Here is a 17,849-nt window from a genome sequence, read left to right as displayed (position 1 = left end):
TGTCCGATAAAATGCTATACTAGCAGAGAATGAGGTGAAACATATGGCATTTGACGGAATAGTAACAAGAGCGATGGCCCAGGAGCTACATGACACATTAGCAACCGGCCGTCTGTCAAAAATATACCAGCCGACTGATACGGAGATCGTGCTCACCTTCCGCAGCAAAGGGAAGAATCACGCACTATTATTGTCGGCGCATCCAAGCTATGCACGTGTGCATATCACAAACGATACCTATCAAAATCCCCAGAATCCTCCGATGTTCTGTATGCTTTTGCGCAAGCATCTGGCAGGCGGGTTCCTGGAAAAAGTAGAGCAGTTCGAAAACGAAAGAATCATCGAGCTTAGTTTCGTCAGCAAAGATGAGCTTGGTGACCAGACATCAAAACGAATTATCATGGAAGTGATGGGAAAACACAGCAACATCATGCTGGTCGATAATGAAACGAATATGATCATCGACAGCATCAAACATATTTCATCCAGTGTTAACCGCCACCGGACAATTCTTCCTGGTCAAACGTACAAGCTTCCTCCAAGTCAGGAGAAGCTCAACCCGTTTACTTTGGAACCAGGCGAGTTTGCCCGGAAGCTCGACTTCAATACCGGACGGATGAACAAACAGATTCTGAATATGCTGCAAGGTGTATCTCCTGTTTTGGCTAATGAAATAGCTGAGCAGGCATATATGGGTGATAAAGAGAAATACGCTGAGGTTTTCACACATTTTATTGATAAGCTGGAGCGCGATGACTATGAGCCTACTTACTTTAAAGGAAAGAAAGAAGACTTTTATGTCATGGACATCGCTTCTATTGAAGGCACGCGGGAACAGTATAATTCGATGAGTGAACTGATCGATAGCTTCTACTCTGGAAAAGCGGAACGCGACCGCGTCAAGCAGCAGGCCGGCGACTTGATTCGCTTCCTGAAAAATGAGCGGGAAAAGAATATCCGAAAGCTTTCCATTCATGAAAACACACTGAAAAAAGCAGAAAAAGCCGACAGCTACCAGCGACAGGGAGAGCTGCTGACTGCTCATATGCATCAAATCAAGCAAGGTGATACAGAAGCTGTCGTCACAGATTATTATGATCCCGATCAACAGCAGCTCACCATCACACTTAACCCGCATAAAACACCAAGTGAAAACGCCCAAAGCTATTTCAAGCAGTACAATAAACTGAAGAAATCGCGCACGATGGTGGAATTGGAGCTCGAAAAAACTAATGCAGAAATTGACTATCTCGATCAGCTCATCCAGCAAGTAGAAGGAGCACGTGAGCAGGATGTCGAGGAAATTCGCGAGGAATTGCGGGAGCAAGGCTATCTAAAAGCAAAAGCTCAGCAGAAAAAGAACAAAAAACCGAATCTGCCTGAGCCGGAAACGTACACAGCGACAGATGGCACAACGATCCTCGTCGGACATAATAATAAGCAGAACGAGTATTTGACGATGAAGCTTGCCCACAAGCAGGATACATGGCTTCATACGAAGGATATCCCTGGATCCCACGTCGTCATCCGCTCGACCGATCCATCAGAGGAAACATTGGAAGAAGCAGCTAAACTCGCAGCCTGGTTCAGTAAATCCAGACTTTCATCTTCAGTACCCGTCGATTATACAAAGATTCGTCATGTAAAGAAACCGAACGGTGCGAAGCCTGGTTTTGTGACGTATGATCAGCAGAAGACATTGTATGTGACGCCAGATGAGCAGTTTGTGAAACGTTTGGGGAATAAATAAGAAAGTGCGCTATCTCAGCGCACTTCCTTATTTTATTATCTTATAATAAAAGTTACCTGCAAGATATGTACCAAATGCATCCTGGGCGAAATCCGGCACTTCTCCAAATAGTACATAACCTTCGGACTGATAAAGCCAATTGGCTGGTCCATCTTTTTCGGTATCAAGTAAAAGTAAAGTTTTTCCGTCTTGCTTCGCTGCTTGCTCAGCATGCTGAAGCAGTTTTCTGGCGACGCCTTTCCTTCTGGCTTTTGTGCTGGTCATCAGTTTGGCTATTTCTGCACGATGACGGCCATTTTCCTTATCGCTGTAGTGCAGCTGAACAGTCCCAGCAATTTGACCATCAATCAACCCAATGAAAAGCCGAACATGTTCAGAGAGTACAGAATTCCAGTAACTCATTGCAGTCTCATCGCTCATCGGATGTAAATAATTCATCGATGCGCCATCAGCGACTACTGTTTGAAATAAACTTGCTAGCTCTTCTTTATACGATTCTATTTCTGTAACTTCCTTAATTTCCACGCTTACTCCCCCATACCCTACATATACTATATTTATGAGTGTTCCTCTAATTGAGCTTCTACCCTTTTAAAGATAACGTATATGCCTTATGAAAACGAATGAAATGTTATATATCCTAACATACTTTCAATGCTACTCTGACTAAAGACATTGAAAATCTATACCATAGATATTTGAAGAATCTTACTCATGTACAGATTGCGTGAACTGGAGTAACCGTCGATACTATCGAACATTTCTTTACAAGAAGTAGCGGCTGGAAAAGATGCTTTTTTAAGAAAAACTGAACCGCAAACACTTTGTAAAAAATTATAAAAAAGCCTGGTTCAATCAAGATGAAATAGAAGAAATTTCGTGCTGTTAACTTTGGAAACCTTTGCAAAAATACTTGGAGTTACTGCAGAAGATATCGGTATTATAACTATTCAGGATAACATGTCATATGTTAATATTTTGAATGGAAAGAGCTCTCCATTTATTTATTCTGGTTTGTGGATCGGCACGTAAAGATACTAAAGAATTATCACCCGCTATAGAGTAAACGTAAATCAATCGATTTGTAAGTAGATTATACATAATTTGTTATAGACGATTTAATTCTCAGGAAATTTGTCCGAAAGTTCAAATAAATAGAGATTGCAAAGAAAAATGATTTTCTCTATGCAATCTCTATTATTTCTCACATCTACTTCCAATGATTCTCTAGTTCGTTAAGTCCTCTCCATTTGAAGCAATTACTTTTTTATACCAATCAAATGATTTCTTTTTACTTCGGGCAAGTGTCCCGTTTCCTTCATTATCTCTATCCACATATATGAATCCGTACCTTTTTTTCATTTCGCCAGATCCAGCAGATACAAGATCTATGCATCCCCAACTCGTATATCCAAGTAAATCAATACCATCTAATTCTACTGCATCCTTCATGTGTTTGATATGATCTGCCATATATTTTATTCTATAATCATCCTGTACGTAGCCAGACTCATCCGGGTTATCTACAGCTCCCAATCCATTCTCTACGACAAATAACGGCTTTTGATATCTATCGTAAAGGTCATTCATCGCTATGCGGAGCCCAAGTGGATCGATTTGCCATCCCCATTCTGTCGATTCCAGATAGGGATTCTTTACGGAATCAAAGATGTTTCCAGTCGTCATTTCGGCTACCTTTGGATCGACTGTAGCTACACGTGACATATAATAAGAGAATGAGATGAAGTCGACTGTATGATTTTTTAGAAGTTCATCGTCTCCTTCTTCTTTATGCAGAATGATGCCCTCATATTCTAGCTGCTTGATTGCATACGCTGGATAAGCCCCTCTTGATTGTACGTCGATAAAGAAGTAATCATCTCTATCCCTCAATTTTCCAGCCATGACATCTTCAGGTTTGCAGCTATAAGGATAATGAGTTCCAGCAGCCACCATACATCCTACTTTGTTTTTCGGATCCGTTTCGTGAGCTATCTTTGTTGCAATAGCACTAGCAACCAACAAATGGTGTGCCGCCTGGTATTTCGTTTGTTCAGGATTAGCATCTTCTCCAATATACAGTCCTGCAGCCATGAATGGTGCATGCATGACCATATTAATCTCGTTGAATGTCAACCAATAATTAACCATCCCTTTATACCGATTGAAAATCACACGGCAGAATCTTTCATAAAATACAATAAGCTTACGGTTTCGCCAAGAACCATATTCTTTTATCAAATGCATAGGGCAGTCGAAGTGGGTGATGGTCACCAGCGGCTCAATACCATACTTGTGGCACTCTTTAAAGATATCTTCATAAAATTTCAATCCATCTTCGTTTGGTTCTTCTTCATCGCCATTTGGAAATATCCTAGTCCATGCGATGGACATGCGATACGTTTTAAAGCCCATTTCTCCAAACAACGCAATATCTTCTTTGTATCGATGGTACATATCAATAGCTGTTTTAGCTGGATAAAAATGCTCTTCATCAAAGTCGAACATTTTCATTTGCCCTTTTACCACTGCCTCTCGATCCGGTCCAGTTGGCAGGACATCAACATTGGCAAGTCCTCTTCCACCCTCATTATAACCACCTTCACATTGGTTTGCTGCGGTTGCTCCGCCCCATAAGAAATCCTCTCTAAAAGCCATATTCTTCTCTCCTTTTTGTTATATTTTTTCAGACACTAAATGTAATAATCTAGTGTTTGCTTGAACAGTATTTTCAGCTTGAATCTCCAATTTCATTTTAGTGTCTTTTAAATTAGTAAATATCAAAGGCGTAATTAAATCAAAACCTGCTGCTCTTATCATGTCCATATCAAACTCCAAAAGTAAATCACCCTTTTGGATAACAGCATTATTATCGACATGAGGTGTAAATCCCTTACCATCTAATTTAACGGTATCAAGCCCGACGTGAATCAGCAATTCATCTCCTGCATCCGACTTCAAACCGATAGCGTGTCCTGTTTGGAACATAACTTGTACAGTGCCATCGAATGGTGCATAAACCTTTCCTTCAGAAGGGTGAATAGCAATTCCATCTCCTAGTAGTTTCTTGGAGAAAGTAGAATCATTTACATCCTCTAGTCTAACAATATCCCCCGACATAGGACTTTGCACTTCGTATTTCTCTGCTTTACTCAGCTTAATGTTCTCGCTGCTGTTGTTGGTTGAATTGGTGTTATCCTCCAAGTCCTTAAAACCTATGACATATGTGAGGATAAATGTAAGTACAGAAGAAACGACGACAATAATCACTGCATTGATGAAATTGCTCATACCATTTGGGGATATGAATTGGATAATGGATATCAGCCCTGGTGACGCAAAGACATATGCCTTAACATCCAATATCCCTACCAATAATCCTGCCAGTCCCGATCCAATCATAACAGCAATCAACGGTCGCTTTAATCGTAAAGTAACACCGAATAACGCCGGTTCCGTTATTCCAGCAATGGATGCCGATATTGCAGCAGCCGATGCAACGGACTTAAGATTTTTATTTTTGGATTTAAGTGCCACTGCAAAACTGGCGGAAGCTTGAGCAAAGTTCGTAACTAGCATGGCAGGCAATAGCAAGTTATCATACCCAATAGTTGCCAAACTAGTGAAAACTATCGGATTTATAGCATGGTGCATTCCTGTCATGATGATGATCGGTAATAATGCTGTCAAAACCATCATCGTCAGCCAAGGTAGACTCCCTCTAGATGCATCAAAAATTTGGGATACAACCGAGCCGATCATTGCTCCCAGCGGTGCAAAAACAATTAAAACCAGTGGTATAGTAATCATCAAGGCAAGCAATGGCTTAAATATTGTCTTCGTCCAACCGGGTGTGATTTTGTCGACACGTGGCAGTACAATGGAAAGCACCCATGTTGCCAATAGTGCCGGTATCACAGAATAAGCATAATTAGAGGCATAAACCGGGACCTTTAGAAAACTGATAGTTTCTCCGCTTTGCATCAATTCGACTAATCTAGGATGCAGCAATACAGAAGTTATGATTAACGAAAGAACAGTATCCGTATTCAATTTCTTTGATGCTGTGTACGCAATGACGAGCGGAATAAAGTAGAACCCAGTATCTCCAATGATATCAAGCAAATTATATGTCGATGTATCTTTAAAACCTGCTAAACCAATAAGGATATTAACCAGTTTCAACATACCAAATCCGATGACTACAGGAATAGCTGGCGTAAGACAGCCGACTAGAAAATCAAACAAACTATTGAGAATTCTTTTTATGGTCCAATTACCTTTTGGATGTACATCATTACTGACAGAAGGAGGTCCTTTTGAACTCGTCTGTTTCTCTATTTCTTCATAAACAGAAATGACATTGGAGCCAATGATAACTTGGTATTGGCCTCCTTTTTTCATCGTACCTGCCACACCATCAATTTTCTCTATTTCATTTTCCTTAATGAGACTTTCATCTTTTAATACAAATCGAAGGCGTGTCATACAGTGTTTCAACTCAACTATATTCTGTTCTCCCCCTATTGCATCGACAATGTCAGAAGCAACCTTCTTCTTATCCATTTAATTCCCTCCCATTTTACAAATAAAAAGACCCAAACTTTTTGTAGTACAAAAGTTTGGGTCCAGCTCGCTTTTGGCGATAACAATCCCTTTTTAAGCATGCAATATTCTATTGATATGAATAGTCAAATAAGATAATTCCGCTGTTGTCAGCTGATGACCAACTTCATCATAAATGAAGTCGCTGATTTTTTGTGCGCAATCATATTCTTTTTTGTAATTATCTTTTATCATCGTAAAAAAGTCAGCGTTATCTTCCAATAGATAGCGATTCATTTGAATACGCTGAACAAAGAATTTCAGATGTGTCAGCAGGCGTTCATATGCCAAACTGTTTTCATCATACTCTACATTAAAAGCATATTGAATGATACTTAAAATCTGTTTGATAAGTTTCGTCATCCCTACAGTATTGGACATACTGTTTTCCGTTTCCGCATTTACAATATGGAGTGCAATTGTAATAGCCTCATCATGTGGAAATTCGATACCTATCTTTCTTTTAATGATCTCTAGCGCTTCTTTGCCAATTAAGTACTCATGATGATAAAAATGTTTTACTTCCCATGCCAGTGCATTTTGAAACTCAAAGCCATTATTCATGCGTTCAATCGCAAAATGCAGATGATCAGTAAGAGATAGATAAATACTATTACTTAGTTTTTTTCCAAGTGACAATTTTGCATAGGACACAATTTCATTCACTGCCTGCATCTCGACAAGAGGAATGTCCTTTAAAAGATCTTTGAATTTATCACCAGCTAAAGAACTGTCCAATGTATAACGCTTTTCTATTTCCTCAGGAAGTACATCCTGTCCAATTTCTTTTTTAAAGCCAATACCTTTTCCCATCAGCACAACTTCATTATTTTGCACATCACTTGCTGTAATAATATTGTTGTTGATGATTCGCTCAATTTTCACGCTTACACCCCATATCGAGATAGCGCTTACATCTCGTATAAAAAATATATTATTTTTTTTGTTTTGTAAACTCATATGAGTAAATGGTCTTGCCCATAAGGTAACAATCCTAATTCGAATAATAACACAATTCTAATCTAAAAACAATATGATCTTTTAACTAGAAGTTATGTTCATCTTAGGACAGCTACCTACACAGGTCTGGAGAAGAGAAAAATTTTATAAAAAAGTTTTAGCTTGAAGTAGAATAATCTTTTAGATTTATAATTTATCAATTACAGAAGATAATTTATAATTTGCATATCTGTTTAATTCATCTAAAAAGTCGTTAAGATATTCATTTGATGGAAACCTGCATTCAAGTAGATAACAGCCGTCCCCACTAACCCTAAAAGAGTTCAATACAAATTGGTCTTTCTCTTTTAACCACTCTATGAAAGCTTTATGGTGTATATCGTTAAGAAAAATATTCATAAAAACATGCATATAGCAGTCCAGTTTATTTTGATTTACATTTATTGAGTAACTTTCTATTACGCCATTGTCTTCCAATTTGGCTACCCTAGCGGCAGTAGCAGCTCCTGTTAAATGAATTTTACCTCCAAGTTCTTTCATGGTGATCCTGCTATTTTTAGTTAGTTCATTTAATATCTTCTTATCTGTATTGTCTAACACGAACAGTACTCCTTTCTAAGAAGTGAAAACTACTCACGTGGTGATAACAATATTATCGCAGAGTATCGTGGAAAATTCGATTATAGATTTAAAAAAATGAAAAAGCCCTTAAATCAAAGGGCTTTTCACAAAAAATTATTTCAACTAATTTGACGGATAATATCATGTACATCCACATGTGATCTTTGCTCTACAATTTTGCCATTCTTTACTTTCAAAAGAATCATTAGGGAGAAACGAGCATTCTTTCCGGTCGCAGGAACACCTGCAAACGGAATTCCTGTATGTTTTCCTTCAAACAGAAAATATACTGCCACTCTATCTTCCTCCGCTGTCATGGACAGAATAGGCATTCTAAAACCAGGAAATGCATCGAAATTTTTCTTTTCTGATTCGATCAACCCTTCCACACCAGGAAATGGTGCGTCTAACTGTGGGTAAAAGACAAATTCTTCGTGGCAGTAATCTTTTAATGCATCATAATTTTCTTGTTCGATAAGATCAAAAAAACTGCGAACTAACTCTTTATTTGTTTCGACAGACATAAGTCTTCTCCTTCTCACAGACCCTTATATTAGAAACTGTAGGATTCGCCCTCAACTGGTACAAATACGTTGGAAGAAATATCTTTTTCGTTAATAAAGCTGTTTAGATCTTCGCGGGATAAGTTCCAGTGATTAACAGCTTCCATGTGAACACAGATGATTTTTGCTTCAGGTGCAGCTTTATATACTTCATATACGTCCTCTTTATTCATGACTAGAGAACCGCCTTGAGAGAATTGGTTATCTCCGGAGTTTACAACAATAACCTCTGGTTTGTGCTTGTCTAGTTCTTCCTGAACACCTTCATACCAGACTGTATCTCCTGCTACATACAGCGTTTTTTCATCTTGATGCTTAAATACTACACCGCAGACAAAACCAGCCATTTTCAAAATTTCGCCGCGACCATGCTCACCTTTTGTTTTGATTAGCTGAACACCTTCATAAACAGTCTCTTCTGTAAGAACTTCCACATTCTTGAAGCCTTCATTACGAATTTGTTCTGCGTCTTCTTCATTTTGCACAAACAGTTTGATTTCCTTTGGAAGAGCTTCTTTGGCAGCATCATCCCAGTGATCATAATGCAAATGTGTAACTATTACAGCATCGATATCTTCAATGACTTCTTCCACTGACATCGGCAAGTTGATCAATGGATTCATTTGATCTTGCCGTGGAGAATTTGGAAATGGTGGGAAAGTTCCTTTTTCAGCTAGCATAGGATCAACTAAAAATCTTTTTCCTGCATATTCTACTACAAGTGTTGCATTACGAATGTGTTTTATATTCATGAGTATCTCTCCTTTGTTTTGTATATATCTAGTTTAGCGAAGATAAATAAAGTAATACATAGAATAAATAAAGTCATTTTTCTAGTTGACTTTATTTATTAAAGTAACATGCAGAAGAGCTGAAAAAGGTATAAAAATACATTAAAAGGCTGGTTAAAGACTCTTATTCGTATATATAGCAATATCTTCCTTTCTCAACATATGAGAAAACCAAACGTAGCTTATTTCACTAAGGAAATGCTAAAGGACGCTTGGCTTTATCGAAAGATCTGTTCTTTTATCTTGATTTTGCTGTTATATTTCCAACACATTAGCAGGTTGCAAACTTTCCAACATCCTGACTGGGTCAAATCCAAATACCCATTCCCCATTAATGTTTGTTTGTGGAACGGATATTCTATACGTTTTACTAACAAGTTTTATCAGCGCTATAGGCTTAAGATCAATATTTATCTCTTGAAAAGGTATATTCATACCAGACAAGAAATCTTTGGTCATTTGGCAAACTGGACAAAGAGTGGAAGTATAGATGGTAATTTGTGTTTTCATGAAAAAATCCTCATTCAGTTGGCTTTCGTCCGGCAAACTGAATCACATGTGCTAAGCCAGTATGCTGGATGCCTTCGCGTCGGATTACTTCCCCCATGTATAAGTGCTTGATATGCCAGCCAGCAAAAACATCTAAAAATTCTTCGGGCTTGTACAAATAGTCTGCCTCTTTGGGACCACCGCTATTATATGGAATCTGATAGTTCGAATACACTTCAGTAAGGAAATATCCCCCTGGTTTTATGGCTTCTTTTACTCCCTGCAACGTTTTATACCTTAATCTTGTCGGGAAGTGTCCAAATACGCACACTACCTCGTCCCAGTTTTCCTTTTCTGCTTGCCAATCGGCTTCCATCAGATCGACAAGTTTTGTCTGAACGGTGACACCTTTGCTGTTAGCCAGTTTTTCTGTTTTAGCTAAACCAGATTCGGCATAATCCCAGGCAGTCACTCGCATACCTTGTTCGGCTAAGAATGCTGCATTACGTCCTTCTCCTTCTGCGATGGCGAGAGCAGTGCCTGATAGATTCAGCTTTCGCTGCATATCAGCTAAAAACTCGTTAGGTTCCGTCCCATACACATACTGTTCATTTTGAAAGCGCGTGTTCCACATATTCATCGTCATTCGCTCCCTCTTTTAAAAACATCATCCTATTTCCAGGCACTCATACCGCCTTTTACATTATAAATCTTGTTAAAACCATGTTTTTTCAGTATTTTGGCTGCTCTTGTACTTCGCATGCCGCTTTGACAGATAACGACGACTTCTTTGTTTTTATCTAACGTGTCTATTTTAGCAGGCAAATTGGACAGCGGTATATTCATAAAAGGCTTGCTGTTATATCCGTTATATTCACCCGATGTACGCACATCGATGAATTGTACGCGCTTATCCTTCCCCTTATTTTTAGCCTCCTGCACAGTGATATTCGTAATACCCTTCACTGGTATTATTCGGCTCACAAAAAATGCAACAATCAAAATGATTAAAATCCATGTAATCATAAGCTCAACTCCATTCCTTCATCTTTTTTTACATAGAAGAAAAGGGAGAATTCACTCCAATTCGTTTAGACGATCCGGTAATTGTCCTAATGCGATATGCTTTGCATCTGGTATTTTACCCTCTGCAACCTCTGTATCTTCCCTTACATCGACGATATTAATTTTTTCTCCTGAAGCTAGTATTTTTTCTAAGTTTGCTGCTGTGATTTTTTTCATAGCAAAAGCCTCCCTTTTTTTATCGTCCTTTTCTTTTGCATGGACAGTTATTTACTTGATAACTGGCAATCCTATACCCTTTACTTGCTAAATATCTTACACCTAGGTTTAGCTCCAACCGATCCTGTACCACTAAATGTAAGAGTCCATTTGGAATTTCTTCTTTATATCGCTTTAAGTAAGCATAGGGAATATGCAAATCACTTCGGGTAGGATGTTCCTTATATTCCCTTATATCGAGAACAAGCGTATTAGTCATTTCTGGTCCGTTTTTTCTGCAAGGTACTCCAATAATAGGGAAATACCTTTTATATATAGGTAACACAAGTATCAAGGCAGCAATGAGAAAGAAATAGATATTCATTTTCTACAACCTTTAATTTGATTTGAATTATGAAAAGTTATACTCCGTGACAATTTTCTCCCTGCCGCTTACTGCGTCATTGAAGTATTCGTACAAACTTATACCTAAATAAGATCCAGCTATATTCCACACATTTGTATATCCTAGGTTCTGCAGAACCATCACCATGTTGTAACTACGCTGGCCGGAGCGGCAATGTACGTATACCGGTTCATCTTTGGGAATCTCATCTAGTCTATTTCTAAATTCACTCAATGGAATGTTTTTAGCATTCTTTAGATGGCCAGCATGGAATTCGTTCTGCTCTCGGGCATCGATAATACAAGCATTTTGTTCGACTAGATCTCGAACTTCTGTAACTTTTACCTCTTTATACATGCCATTCAACTGGTTCAATGCAACCAAAGCTGCTAGATTCACTACGTCCTTAGCTGTTCCTAACATTGGGGAGTATGTTAATTCAACATCTTTTAAATCTTCTAATGTCCCATTCATTGTTATCATCGTCGCGACTATATCGATTCTTTTGTCCACATTGCCTTTTCCTATAGCTTGTGCACCTAAAATCCTCCCAGTTGGTGTTTCGTATACTAATTTAAAATGCAGTACATTACTATTTGGCATCAACCCTACTTTATCAGCCGGCATGATATATACAGAATCGTATGTGAACCCGGCACTATCTGCCATCCTGGCGTTCAACCCGGTTGTGGCAGCATTCAAATCGAATAAATGAACGGATGATGAGCCAATCACACCCAAATTCCTGTTCTTTGATATGTTATAGATATGATCAGCTGCAGCTCTTGCCTGTTTTTGAGCTGGCCCTGCTAAAGCTAGGCGTGTAGGCTTGTTCAATATACGGTGATGCACTTCAATGGCATCACCGACTGCATAGATATCCTTATCACTAGTCAAATAATTATGATCTACTTTTATCGCGCCAGTTACGCCAATTTCAAGCCCGGCATCCTCAGCCAAACCAGTTTCTGGTCTCACTCCAATAGCCAGCACAACCGCTTGTGCATCGAGTACTTTACCTGAATGCGTCTTGATAAAATGATCACCAATGTACGCCAGGCCGTCATTGACGACTACACTAACACCTTGGTCAGTCAATTCCTTGTGCAGGATTTGAGCCATATCGTAGTCAAAAGTTGTCATGACCTGCTCAGCATATTCAATCAGTGAGACTTTGAAACCTGCCAGCCTTAAGTTCTCTGCTACCTCCACACCGACAAAGCCTCCGCCAACCACTGCTACATCCTGGATGCCCTGCTGTTTGACATACGCATTTAGTTGTGAGATATCGTCTACATTCCGAACAGTGAATACATTCTCATTATTAATACCTTCAATACTGCTTGGACGTATAGGTGAAGCCCCTGGTGAAAGAAGAAGTTTATCGTACGCTTCTTCATAAGCAGTTCCAGTTATTGCATCCATTACCGTGATTGTTTTCCTGTCACGGTTGATTTTCATTACTTCCTGGTTGATCCTAGCCTCAATATTGTACCGTTCTTTAAATGTTTCTGGATTCACCATCACTAAGGATTCTTCATTTTCTATTATTCCGCTCAAATGATAAGGTAAAGAGCAGTTAGAAAAAGATACATGCGGACCTTTTTCGAATATTATTATCTCTGCATTTTCATCTAACCTTCGAAGTCTAGTGGCAGCCGAAGCCCCTCCTGCCACTCCTCCCACAATCAATATTTTCTTTGACATGTAAAACTCTCCTTTTTCTTATAAGATACGAACGGTTAAACTAAATCTCTCAATAGTACGTTGGATTATTTACAACTAACTACAGAGCCTAAAATTACCCCGGTGGGTATCGAATTATCTAAAAAAAGACTTAAACTTCTTTTGAATAATTTCTATCACATTATACCCCTATAGGTATAATTGGCAATCTACACAGTCTTGTTTATTTTCCGAGTATTTTATGGAGTAAATGAAACTTCGTACTTTTCATGCATTGTTATTTGCATACCCTGTTAGGTATATAGTAATGTGTTATAAGATCGCATGGGTAGGAGGACATATGATGAAATACGACAAACAAACAAAAAATAGATTAAAACGTATCGAAGGCCAATTACGCGGCATATTGAAAATGATGGAAGAAAATAAAGATTGTAAGGATGTCGAAACACAACTCAGCGCTACCCGAACAGCTATTGATCGTACTATCGGAGTGATAGTAAGCTCCAATTTGGTCGAGTGTGTACGCGAAGCCAACGAAACTGGCCAGGAAGCCGGAGAAATGGTGAAAGAAGCAGTGAATTTATTAATTAAAAGCAGATAAAGCCAATTTTTTTCCGCGTATTGGTTATCCGGATAATACTTAGAAAAATCAAGAAATATTATCCGGATATCCTTCTATTTACATACTGTTAACTACTGACAATCAATTGGAAGCTACTGTGATTTTGCCCTCGATTGTAATTTCTGCATCGGCTTTTTTCAGCATATTTCCTACAGCGCATGCTTTGTCTGCGGCTAGAAATGTTCTTTTAACAGATTCAATTTGTTCTTCTGTTGCATCTTGAGACAAAATAACATGCGGGTAATGGACAAGTTTGAAGCCATTAGCATCAAAATTTTCTGCTTTGGAATCCATTTCCAATCTCTCAACTTCCAATTTTCTTCCTTCAAGCATTGCAATAAGAGTCATGGAATAACAAGCAGCAGCAGAAGAAACGAGCATACCTTTTGGTTCTGCTCCCTTTCCATCCCCCCCTAATTCCTTTGGAATAGCTATAATTGTATCAAGATTATGTCCTTCAATTATGCCTTGTTGTTTTGTATTTCCAATCCATTTTGTCGTTAAATTAATACTCATTTTCTCCACCTCTGTTTGTTTAGTTAACTATTTAACTAGTTAATTAATTGTATAATATCCTCTAATACTTTAAAAGTCAAATTTTCGTGCTTGTTAAAGCTGTAACCTTGATTTTAATCACACTGTCCACTATTATATAACTAATTCACTAGTCAACTTAGAAAGTCAGGTGTATTATATGGAAACCAATAGCTCCATCTTCAATATAGATCACGACTCACCTTATCCGATCAATATACAAATTAGAGAACAAATCAAGTGGTTGATTGGAAAAGGATTATTAAAACCAGGTGATTCTCTCCCATCAACTAATCAGCTTGCAAACCAGTTATCCATCAACAGAAATACAATTCAAGCAGTGTACACCCATTTGAAAGACGAAGGGCTTCTACTGATTCAGAAAGGCCGCGGAACACATGTAGCTGATGAGAAAGCTATAGAAAAATTCAAAACGAGCAATCCTCATCTTCCATTTGCAGAGCAATCCATGAAGGACGCTGCTGATCTAGGTTATGATGTTGAACAAGTACTATTATCCGCATATGCATATATAAAGCTTTTCGGACAACCTATGGAGAAAAGATCACGATATCTTTTCGTTGAATGTAAGGTAAGCGCATGTGTATTTTATTTGGATGAGATCAAAAAAATGACAGACGCTGAAATTATCTCAATTGATGTAAACTCTACTTCTGTTGAAGAACTCAATGAAGAGATCAACCGCGCGGATATAGTAGTTACAAGAGCTGATTTATACGATAAAGTGAAGGACTTTTCCCAGGATGATCAAAAAACAATCATTTCTGTTGGTTCTACTAAAGATGTTTCACTCTTGCTCAAAATGTTAAGACACTGACTTAGATCTGCGGAAATGAAAATAGATGCATAAAAACACCTCATAGTACCCGTGGCAAAGATATCCAGCCGTACTATGAGGTGTTTTTTTAGCTTTTGTCTTTTAAGGAACGTACAAGTACAAGTGCGAGAATAGCGCCCAGGAATGCGATCATTGCACCCCAGAAGAATGCTTCTTGGTAACCATGATTAAGAACCATTTCTTCGCTTCCAGAACTAGTAGCTGTGACGGATGCTGCAATAGATACCATAACCGCTAATCCAACAGCCGACCCAATTTGGTATGAAGTGTTATAAAGACCTGATGCTAATCCTGACTGCTCGTCACTCGCCTCAGCTACAGATGCTGTAGTCGCCGGAAGATAAGCAAGTGCATTTCCGAGAGCAGCTAACAGTATTGGAACGAACACATCCCCCCAATAATCTCCTCCCACAGAATTTCCTGATAATAGCAGTGACGAGATCCCTAATAAAATGAAACCTATAGCCATCGTTAATTTCATACCTAATTTATTCATGATTCTTTCTGCAACTGCTATCATAAAAATAGCCATTAATATTGGTGCAGGCAGCATTCCCATGGCTGCAGCAAAAGGTTCGAACTTGAGAACCTGCTGAAGGTACAAAATCAGAAAGTAAACCAAAGGGAACCAAGATACCGCTAGTAGAATCAATGAAATATTACCTGCTGACAAATTTCGTGTTTTAAATATCCCTAGTGGCATCAATGGCTGTTTTCGCTTAGCTTGGATACTGATAAAAGTGATTAGCAGAACCCCCGCTATAGATAAGATCAATATTGTGGAGAGGTTTTGCCAGCCAGTTTCCTGCGCGTTAACAATCCCGAACACTAACAGCATGAGCGCTGCTGTTACGGTGATAGCACCAGCATAATCGATTTTACCTTTCTTTCGATTTCCTTTATCCAAGATACGAAATGACAGGAACAAGACAAGAAGACCTAAAGGAACGTAGATCAGCAGTGTCCAGCGCCAGCCGAATAATTGTGTAATCATGCCGCCTAAGACAATCCCGATTGACCCCCCAGCCGCTCCAGACAAACCCCATACCGCGAGGGCTTTACCCATTTCCTCTTTATTTCCCTTAAATAAAAGCATGATGATAGACAATGCTGCCGGAGCAATCAATGCGGAACCGGCCCCTTGAATGCCTCTTGCGATATTAAGACTTTCTTGATTCCAAGCAAGACCAGCAATTAAGGATGCAATGGTCAGGATCAGTACTCCTAGCATGAAAATCAATCTACGGCCAAATAAATCGGATAACCTTCCTCCTAAAAGCAGTAAACCTCCGAATAATAATAGAAATGCATTCATAACCCATTGCAAATTTGCTTCGGAATAGCCTAGCGAGTTTTTAATAGCGGGTAAGGCTACCTGTATGATTGCCGAATCCATCATCACCAAAAAGTTCGCAAAGCCCAATAACATTAAAGCTTTCCAACGGTTAGGATTAAGCTGTGGCAATTGTGTTGTAGATGTTGACATAATTCATCACCTTCCTGGCTTTTATTTAAACTTGCATCATATGACAGCAAGTCTCATGTGTCATCCATTTACCAATATACCATACCCCACTAGGGTAGTAAATACAACAGAAGATTTATCTATAATAAGACCATATTAAAAATGAGTATTTTAAAATATAATTGAAGGTTTTATAAAATACATACCCCGGTAATGTATTTTAAATTAAACAGAAAAGCTAATCGCTTTTTAATTGTCAGCAATTAGCTTTAATATCCATTGAGTTATAAATCAATTCAGCTTTTTAATTACTTAGCTGATAGTTCACTTTCTGTCACCTATTTATGGTTTTTAACCTCTTGTCCGTCTGTTGTAGATGTGTAATAAACCATATAGACTATTGTATTCACTGCGGAATCAATTACTGCATCAGCGCCGTCCATTCCTTCCATATGGTCGGTACTAACGGTAACTTCATCTCCAGCTTCATATGGTACGTCGCCTGCATCTTCAATCTCTTCGTGGATAATCCATTTATGCCCCTTTATTTCTTCACCTGTATCCGTTCTGGTAAAAGATATCGCATAAGCTGTTGTTTTGTATGCCCCTGCAATAGTTGCTTCTGCACCATCCATGCCTCCCATGTGATCAGCGGTTATGATTGCTTTGCTTCCAGCTTTATAAGTTGGATTTTCCGCTTCCTGCAATCCTTCAGGTAATTCACCGGAACTGGAATGATGCATGCCTTCCTTACTTTCCTCAGAGGGAGATGAATGATCCATGGTATCCATTTCTCTATCTTTCCCACTGTCGCAAGCCGCTAGTATCGATACAGTTAAAAGTAAAATGCCGACCATTTTTATTTTTTTTGTAGCATAAATGTCTTGTCCTCCTTAAAACGCTTTATAATCCAACAATTCCCAATAACTCAAAGCAATACTAGCATTTGTCACTATCTATGCAGTATTAGTCTACTAATTTCTTTGAGTTGATTTCATTTCGCTCAACAATGTATTAATCTCTGTTCGGTTTCGCTCATATCCAGTGTAGACTTTTGGTTTCTGAATTTTGCCAAGGAGTGTATTTTTCCGAAATACCCATCCAGGAACCACTCTGGATCCAGTTAGTTTTTTTAACTTTGCTTCTTTTCCTGGGTCTTCATTTAAGTTGTGTTCTGTATAAGGAATTCCTGATTTGTTTAGGATTTTCTTACTTTCTTGACAGTCTGAGCACCAAGGATGTGTATATAGAGTTAAGTTATACATATCAATTCC

The 17,849-nt window shown here is 38.6% G+C and carries 19 protein-coding genes and 1 pseudogene; 4 read left to right on the top strand and 16 right to left on the bottom strand.

All coding sequences use genetic code 11. From position 1 onward, the window contains the following. The first annotated feature begins 43 nt into the window (after positions 1-43). A complete protein-coding gene (locus ABXS78_RS07545; protein WP_366249572.1) occupies positions 44-1,750 on the top strand; it encodes an NFACT RNA binding domain-containing protein in 1,707 nt (568 codons plus the stop codon). A 27-nt stretch (positions 1,751-1,777) separates the two neighbouring features. Here ABXS78_RS07545 and ABXS78_RS07540 read toward each other — a convergent pair whose 3' ends face one another. Next, positions 1,778-2,275, bottom strand: coding sequence for a GNAT family N-acetyltransferase (locus ABXS78_RS07540; protein ID WP_366249571.1), 498 nt, complete (start codon positions 2,273-2,275; stop codon positions 1,778-1,780). 338 nt (positions 2,276-2,613) lie between these two features. Between ABXS78_RS07540 and ABXS78_RS07535 the strand changes: the two are divergent. After that, a pseudogene (locus ABXS78_RS07535) lies at positions 2,614-2,740 on the top strand (DbpA RNA binding domain-containing protein); the annotation flags it as partial. Positions 2,741-2,977: 237 nt separating this feature from the next. On the opposite strand, the gene ABXS78_RS07530 reads toward ABXS78_RS07535, so the two are convergent. The 11 genes from ABXS78_RS07530 to ABXS78_RS07480 all read right to left on the bottom strand — a co-directional run bounded on the left by ABXS78_RS07530 (position 2,978) and on the right by ABXS78_RS07480 (position 13,113). Beyond that, the gene (locus ABXS78_RS07530) at positions 2,978-4,408 is read right to left on the bottom strand and encodes a 6-phospho-beta-glucosidase (protein ID WP_366249570.1); all 1,431 of its coding nucleotides are present in this window, start codon (positions 4,406-4,408) and stop codon (positions 2,978-2,980) included. A gap of 18 nt (positions 4,409-4,426) precedes the next feature. Next, positions 4,427-6,316 (bottom strand): beta-glucoside-specific PTS transporter subunit IIABC, encoded by a 1,890-nt coding sequence (locus tag ABXS78_RS07525; RefSeq protein ID WP_366249569.1) that lies wholly within the window; start codon positions 6,314-6,316, stop codon positions 4,427-4,429. 93 nt (positions 6,317-6,409) lie between these two features. After that, positions 6,410-7,240 carry a BglG family transcription antiterminator LicT gene (gene licT, locus ABXS78_RS07520; protein WP_366249568.1) on the bottom strand — a complete coding sequence of 277 codons (831 nt, stop codon included), beginning with the start codon at positions 7,238-7,240 and terminating at the stop codon, positions 6,410-6,412. A gap of 261 nt (positions 7,241-7,501) precedes the next feature. Further along, positions 7,502-7,915 (bottom strand): Lrp/AsnC family transcriptional regulator, encoded by a 414-nt coding sequence (locus tag ABXS78_RS07515; protein ID WP_366249567.1) that lies wholly within the window; start codon positions 7,913-7,915, stop codon positions 7,502-7,504. Positions 7,916-8,055: 140 nt separating this feature from the next. Continuing rightward, complete coding sequence (locus tag ABXS78_RS07510) at positions 8,056-8,460, bottom strand: ester cyclase (protein ID WP_366249566.1); 405 nt, start codon at positions 8,458-8,460, stop codon at positions 8,056-8,058. A gap of 29 nt (positions 8,461-8,489) precedes the next feature. Continuing rightward, complete coding sequence (locus ABXS78_RS07505; RefSeq protein ID WP_366249565.1) at positions 8,490-9,251, bottom strand: MBL fold metallo-hydrolase; 762 nt, start codon at positions 9,249-9,251, stop codon at positions 8,490-8,492. Positions 9,252-9,545: 294 nt separating this feature from the next. After that, on the bottom strand, positions 9,546-9,800 hold the full coding sequence (locus tag ABXS78_RS07500; RefSeq protein ID WP_366249564.1) for a glutaredoxin family protein: 255 nt from the start codon (positions 9,798-9,800) through the stop codon (positions 9,546-9,548). A gap of 10 nt (positions 9,801-9,810) precedes the next feature. Further along, entirely contained in the window at positions 9,811-10,419 is a 609-nt protein-coding gene (locus ABXS78_RS07495) for a methyltransferase domain-containing protein (protein WP_366249563.1), read from the bottom strand. Positions 10,420-10,451: 32 nt separating this feature from the next. After that, complete coding sequence (locus tag ABXS78_RS07490; protein WP_366249562.1) at positions 10,452-10,805, bottom strand: rhodanese-like domain-containing protein; 354 nt, start codon at positions 10,803-10,805, stop codon at positions 10,452-10,454. Positions 10,806-10,856: 51 nt separating this feature from the next. After that, entirely contained in the window at positions 10,857-11,021 is a 165-nt protein-coding gene (locus tag ABXS78_RS07485) for a rhodanese-like domain-containing protein (protein WP_366249561.1), read from the bottom strand. A 391-nt stretch (positions 11,022-11,412) separates the two neighbouring features. Further along, the gene (locus tag ABXS78_RS07480) at positions 11,413-13,113 is read right to left on the bottom strand and encodes an FAD-dependent oxidoreductase (RefSeq protein WP_366249560.1); all 1,701 of its coding nucleotides are present in this window, start codon (positions 13,111-13,113) and stop codon (positions 11,413-11,415) included. Positions 13,114-13,435: 322 nt separating this feature from the next. On the opposite strand from ABXS78_RS07480, the gene ABXS78_RS07475 reads away from it, so the two are divergent. Beyond that, complete coding sequence (locus tag ABXS78_RS07475) at positions 13,436-13,696, top strand: metal-sensitive transcriptional regulator (RefSeq protein WP_366249897.1); 261 nt, start codon at positions 13,436-13,438, stop codon at positions 13,694-13,696. A gap of 102 nt (positions 13,697-13,798) precedes the next feature. On the opposite strand, the gene ABXS78_RS07470 is transcribed toward ABXS78_RS07475, so the two are convergent. Then, positions 13,799-14,233, bottom strand: a complete 435-nt coding sequence (locus ABXS78_RS07470) for an OsmC family protein (protein WP_366249559.1) — start codon at positions 14,231-14,233, stop codon at positions 13,799-13,801. Between the two features lie 178 nt (positions 14,234-14,411). On the opposite strand from ABXS78_RS07470, the gene ABXS78_RS07465 reads away from it, so the two are divergent. Continuing rightward, the gene (locus ABXS78_RS07465) at positions 14,412-15,089 is read left to right on the top strand and encodes a GntR family transcriptional regulator (RefSeq protein WP_366249558.1); all 678 of its coding nucleotides are present in this window, start codon (positions 14,412-14,414) and stop codon (positions 15,087-15,089) included. Between the two features lie 88 nt (positions 15,090-15,177). On the opposite strand, the gene ABXS78_RS07460 is transcribed toward ABXS78_RS07465, so the two are convergent. From ABXS78_RS07460 to ABXS78_RS07450, 3 genes are all read right to left on the bottom strand, one after another. Further along, a complete protein-coding gene (locus ABXS78_RS07460; RefSeq protein WP_366249557.1) occupies positions 15,178-16,596 on the bottom strand; it encodes an MFS transporter in 1,419 nt (472 codons plus the stop codon). 317 nt (positions 16,597-16,913) lie between these two features. Continuing rightward, positions 16,914-17,432, bottom strand: a complete 519-nt coding sequence (locus ABXS78_RS07455) for a YdhK family protein (protein ID WP_366249556.1) — start codon at positions 17,430-17,432, stop codon at positions 16,914-16,916. Between the two features lie 117 nt (positions 17,433-17,549). Continuing rightward, positions 17,550-17,840, bottom strand: a complete 291-nt coding sequence (locus ABXS78_RS07450) for a glutaredoxin family protein (RefSeq protein ID WP_366249555.1) — start codon at positions 17,838-17,840, stop codon at positions 17,550-17,552. Positions 17,841-17,849: the final 9 nt, after the last annotated feature.

It is taken from the genome of Terribacillus aidingensis, from assembly GCF_040703035.1.
Taxonomy (GTDB): Bacteria; Bacillota; Bacilli; order Bacillales; family Amphibacillaceae; genus Terribacillus.
Note: the sequence above shows the minus strand (reverse complement) of the source record. Positions and strands in the feature narration are given on the sequence as shown.

Coding starts and splice junctions, on each gene's coding strand:
- ABXS78_RS07545 (WP_366249572.1), top strand. CDS start 44: ATGGCATTTGACGGAATAGTAACAAGAGCGATGGCCCAGGAGCTACAT.
- ABXS78_RS07530 (WP_366249570.1), bottom strand. CDS start 4,408: ATGGCTTTTAGAGAGGATTTCTTATGGGGCGGAGCAACCGCAGCAAAC.
- ABXS78_RS07525 (WP_366249569.1), bottom strand. CDS start 6,316: ATGGATAAGAAGAAGGTTGCTTCTGACATTGTCGATGCAATAGGGGGA.
- ABXS78_RS07510 (WP_366249566.1), bottom strand. CDS start 8,460: ATGTCTGTCGAAACAAATAAAGAGTTAGTTCGCAGTTTTTTTGATCTT.
- ABXS78_RS07505 (WP_366249565.1), bottom strand. CDS start 9,251: ATGAATATAAAACACATTCGTAATGCAACACTTGTAGTAGAATATGCA.
- ABXS78_RS07500 (WP_366249564.1), bottom strand. CDS start 9,800: ATGAAAACACAAATTACCATCTATACTTCCACTCTTTGTCCAGTTTGC.
- ABXS78_RS07495 (WP_366249563.1), bottom strand. CDS start 10,419: ATGAATATGTGGAACACGCGCTTTCAAAATGAACAGTATGTGTATGGG.
- ABXS78_RS07490 (WP_366249562.1), bottom strand. CDS start 10,805: ATGATTACATGGATTTTAATCATTTTGATTGTTGCATTTTTTGTGAGC.
- ABXS78_RS07485 (WP_366249561.1), bottom strand. CDS start 11,021: ATGAAAAAAATCACAGCAGCAAACTTAGAAAAAATACTAGCTTCAGGA.
- ABXS78_RS07480 (WP_366249560.1), bottom strand. CDS start 13,113: ATGTCAAAGAAAATATTGATTGTGGGAGGAGTGGCAGGAGGGGCTTCG.
- ABXS78_RS07475 (WP_366249897.1), top strand. CDS start 13,436: ATGAAATACGACAAACAAACAAAAAATAGATTAAAACGTATCGAAGGC.
- ABXS78_RS07470 (WP_366249559.1), bottom strand. CDS start 14,233: ATGAGTATTAATTTAACGACAAAATGGATTGGAAATACAAAACAACAA.
- ABXS78_RS07465 (WP_366249558.1), top strand. CDS start 14,412: ATGGAAACCAATAGCTCCATCTTCAATATAGATCACGACTCACCTTAT.
- ABXS78_RS07460 (WP_366249557.1), bottom strand. CDS start 16,596: ATGTCAACATCTACAACACAATTGCCACAGCTTAATCCTAACCGTTGG.
- ABXS78_RS07455 (WP_366249556.1), bottom strand. CDS start 17,432: ATGGTCGGCATTTTACTTTTAACTGTATCGATACTAGCGGCTTGCGAC.
- ABXS78_RS07450 (WP_366249555.1), bottom strand. CDS start 17,840: ATGTATAACTTAACTCTATATACACATCCTTGGTGCTCAGACTGTCAA.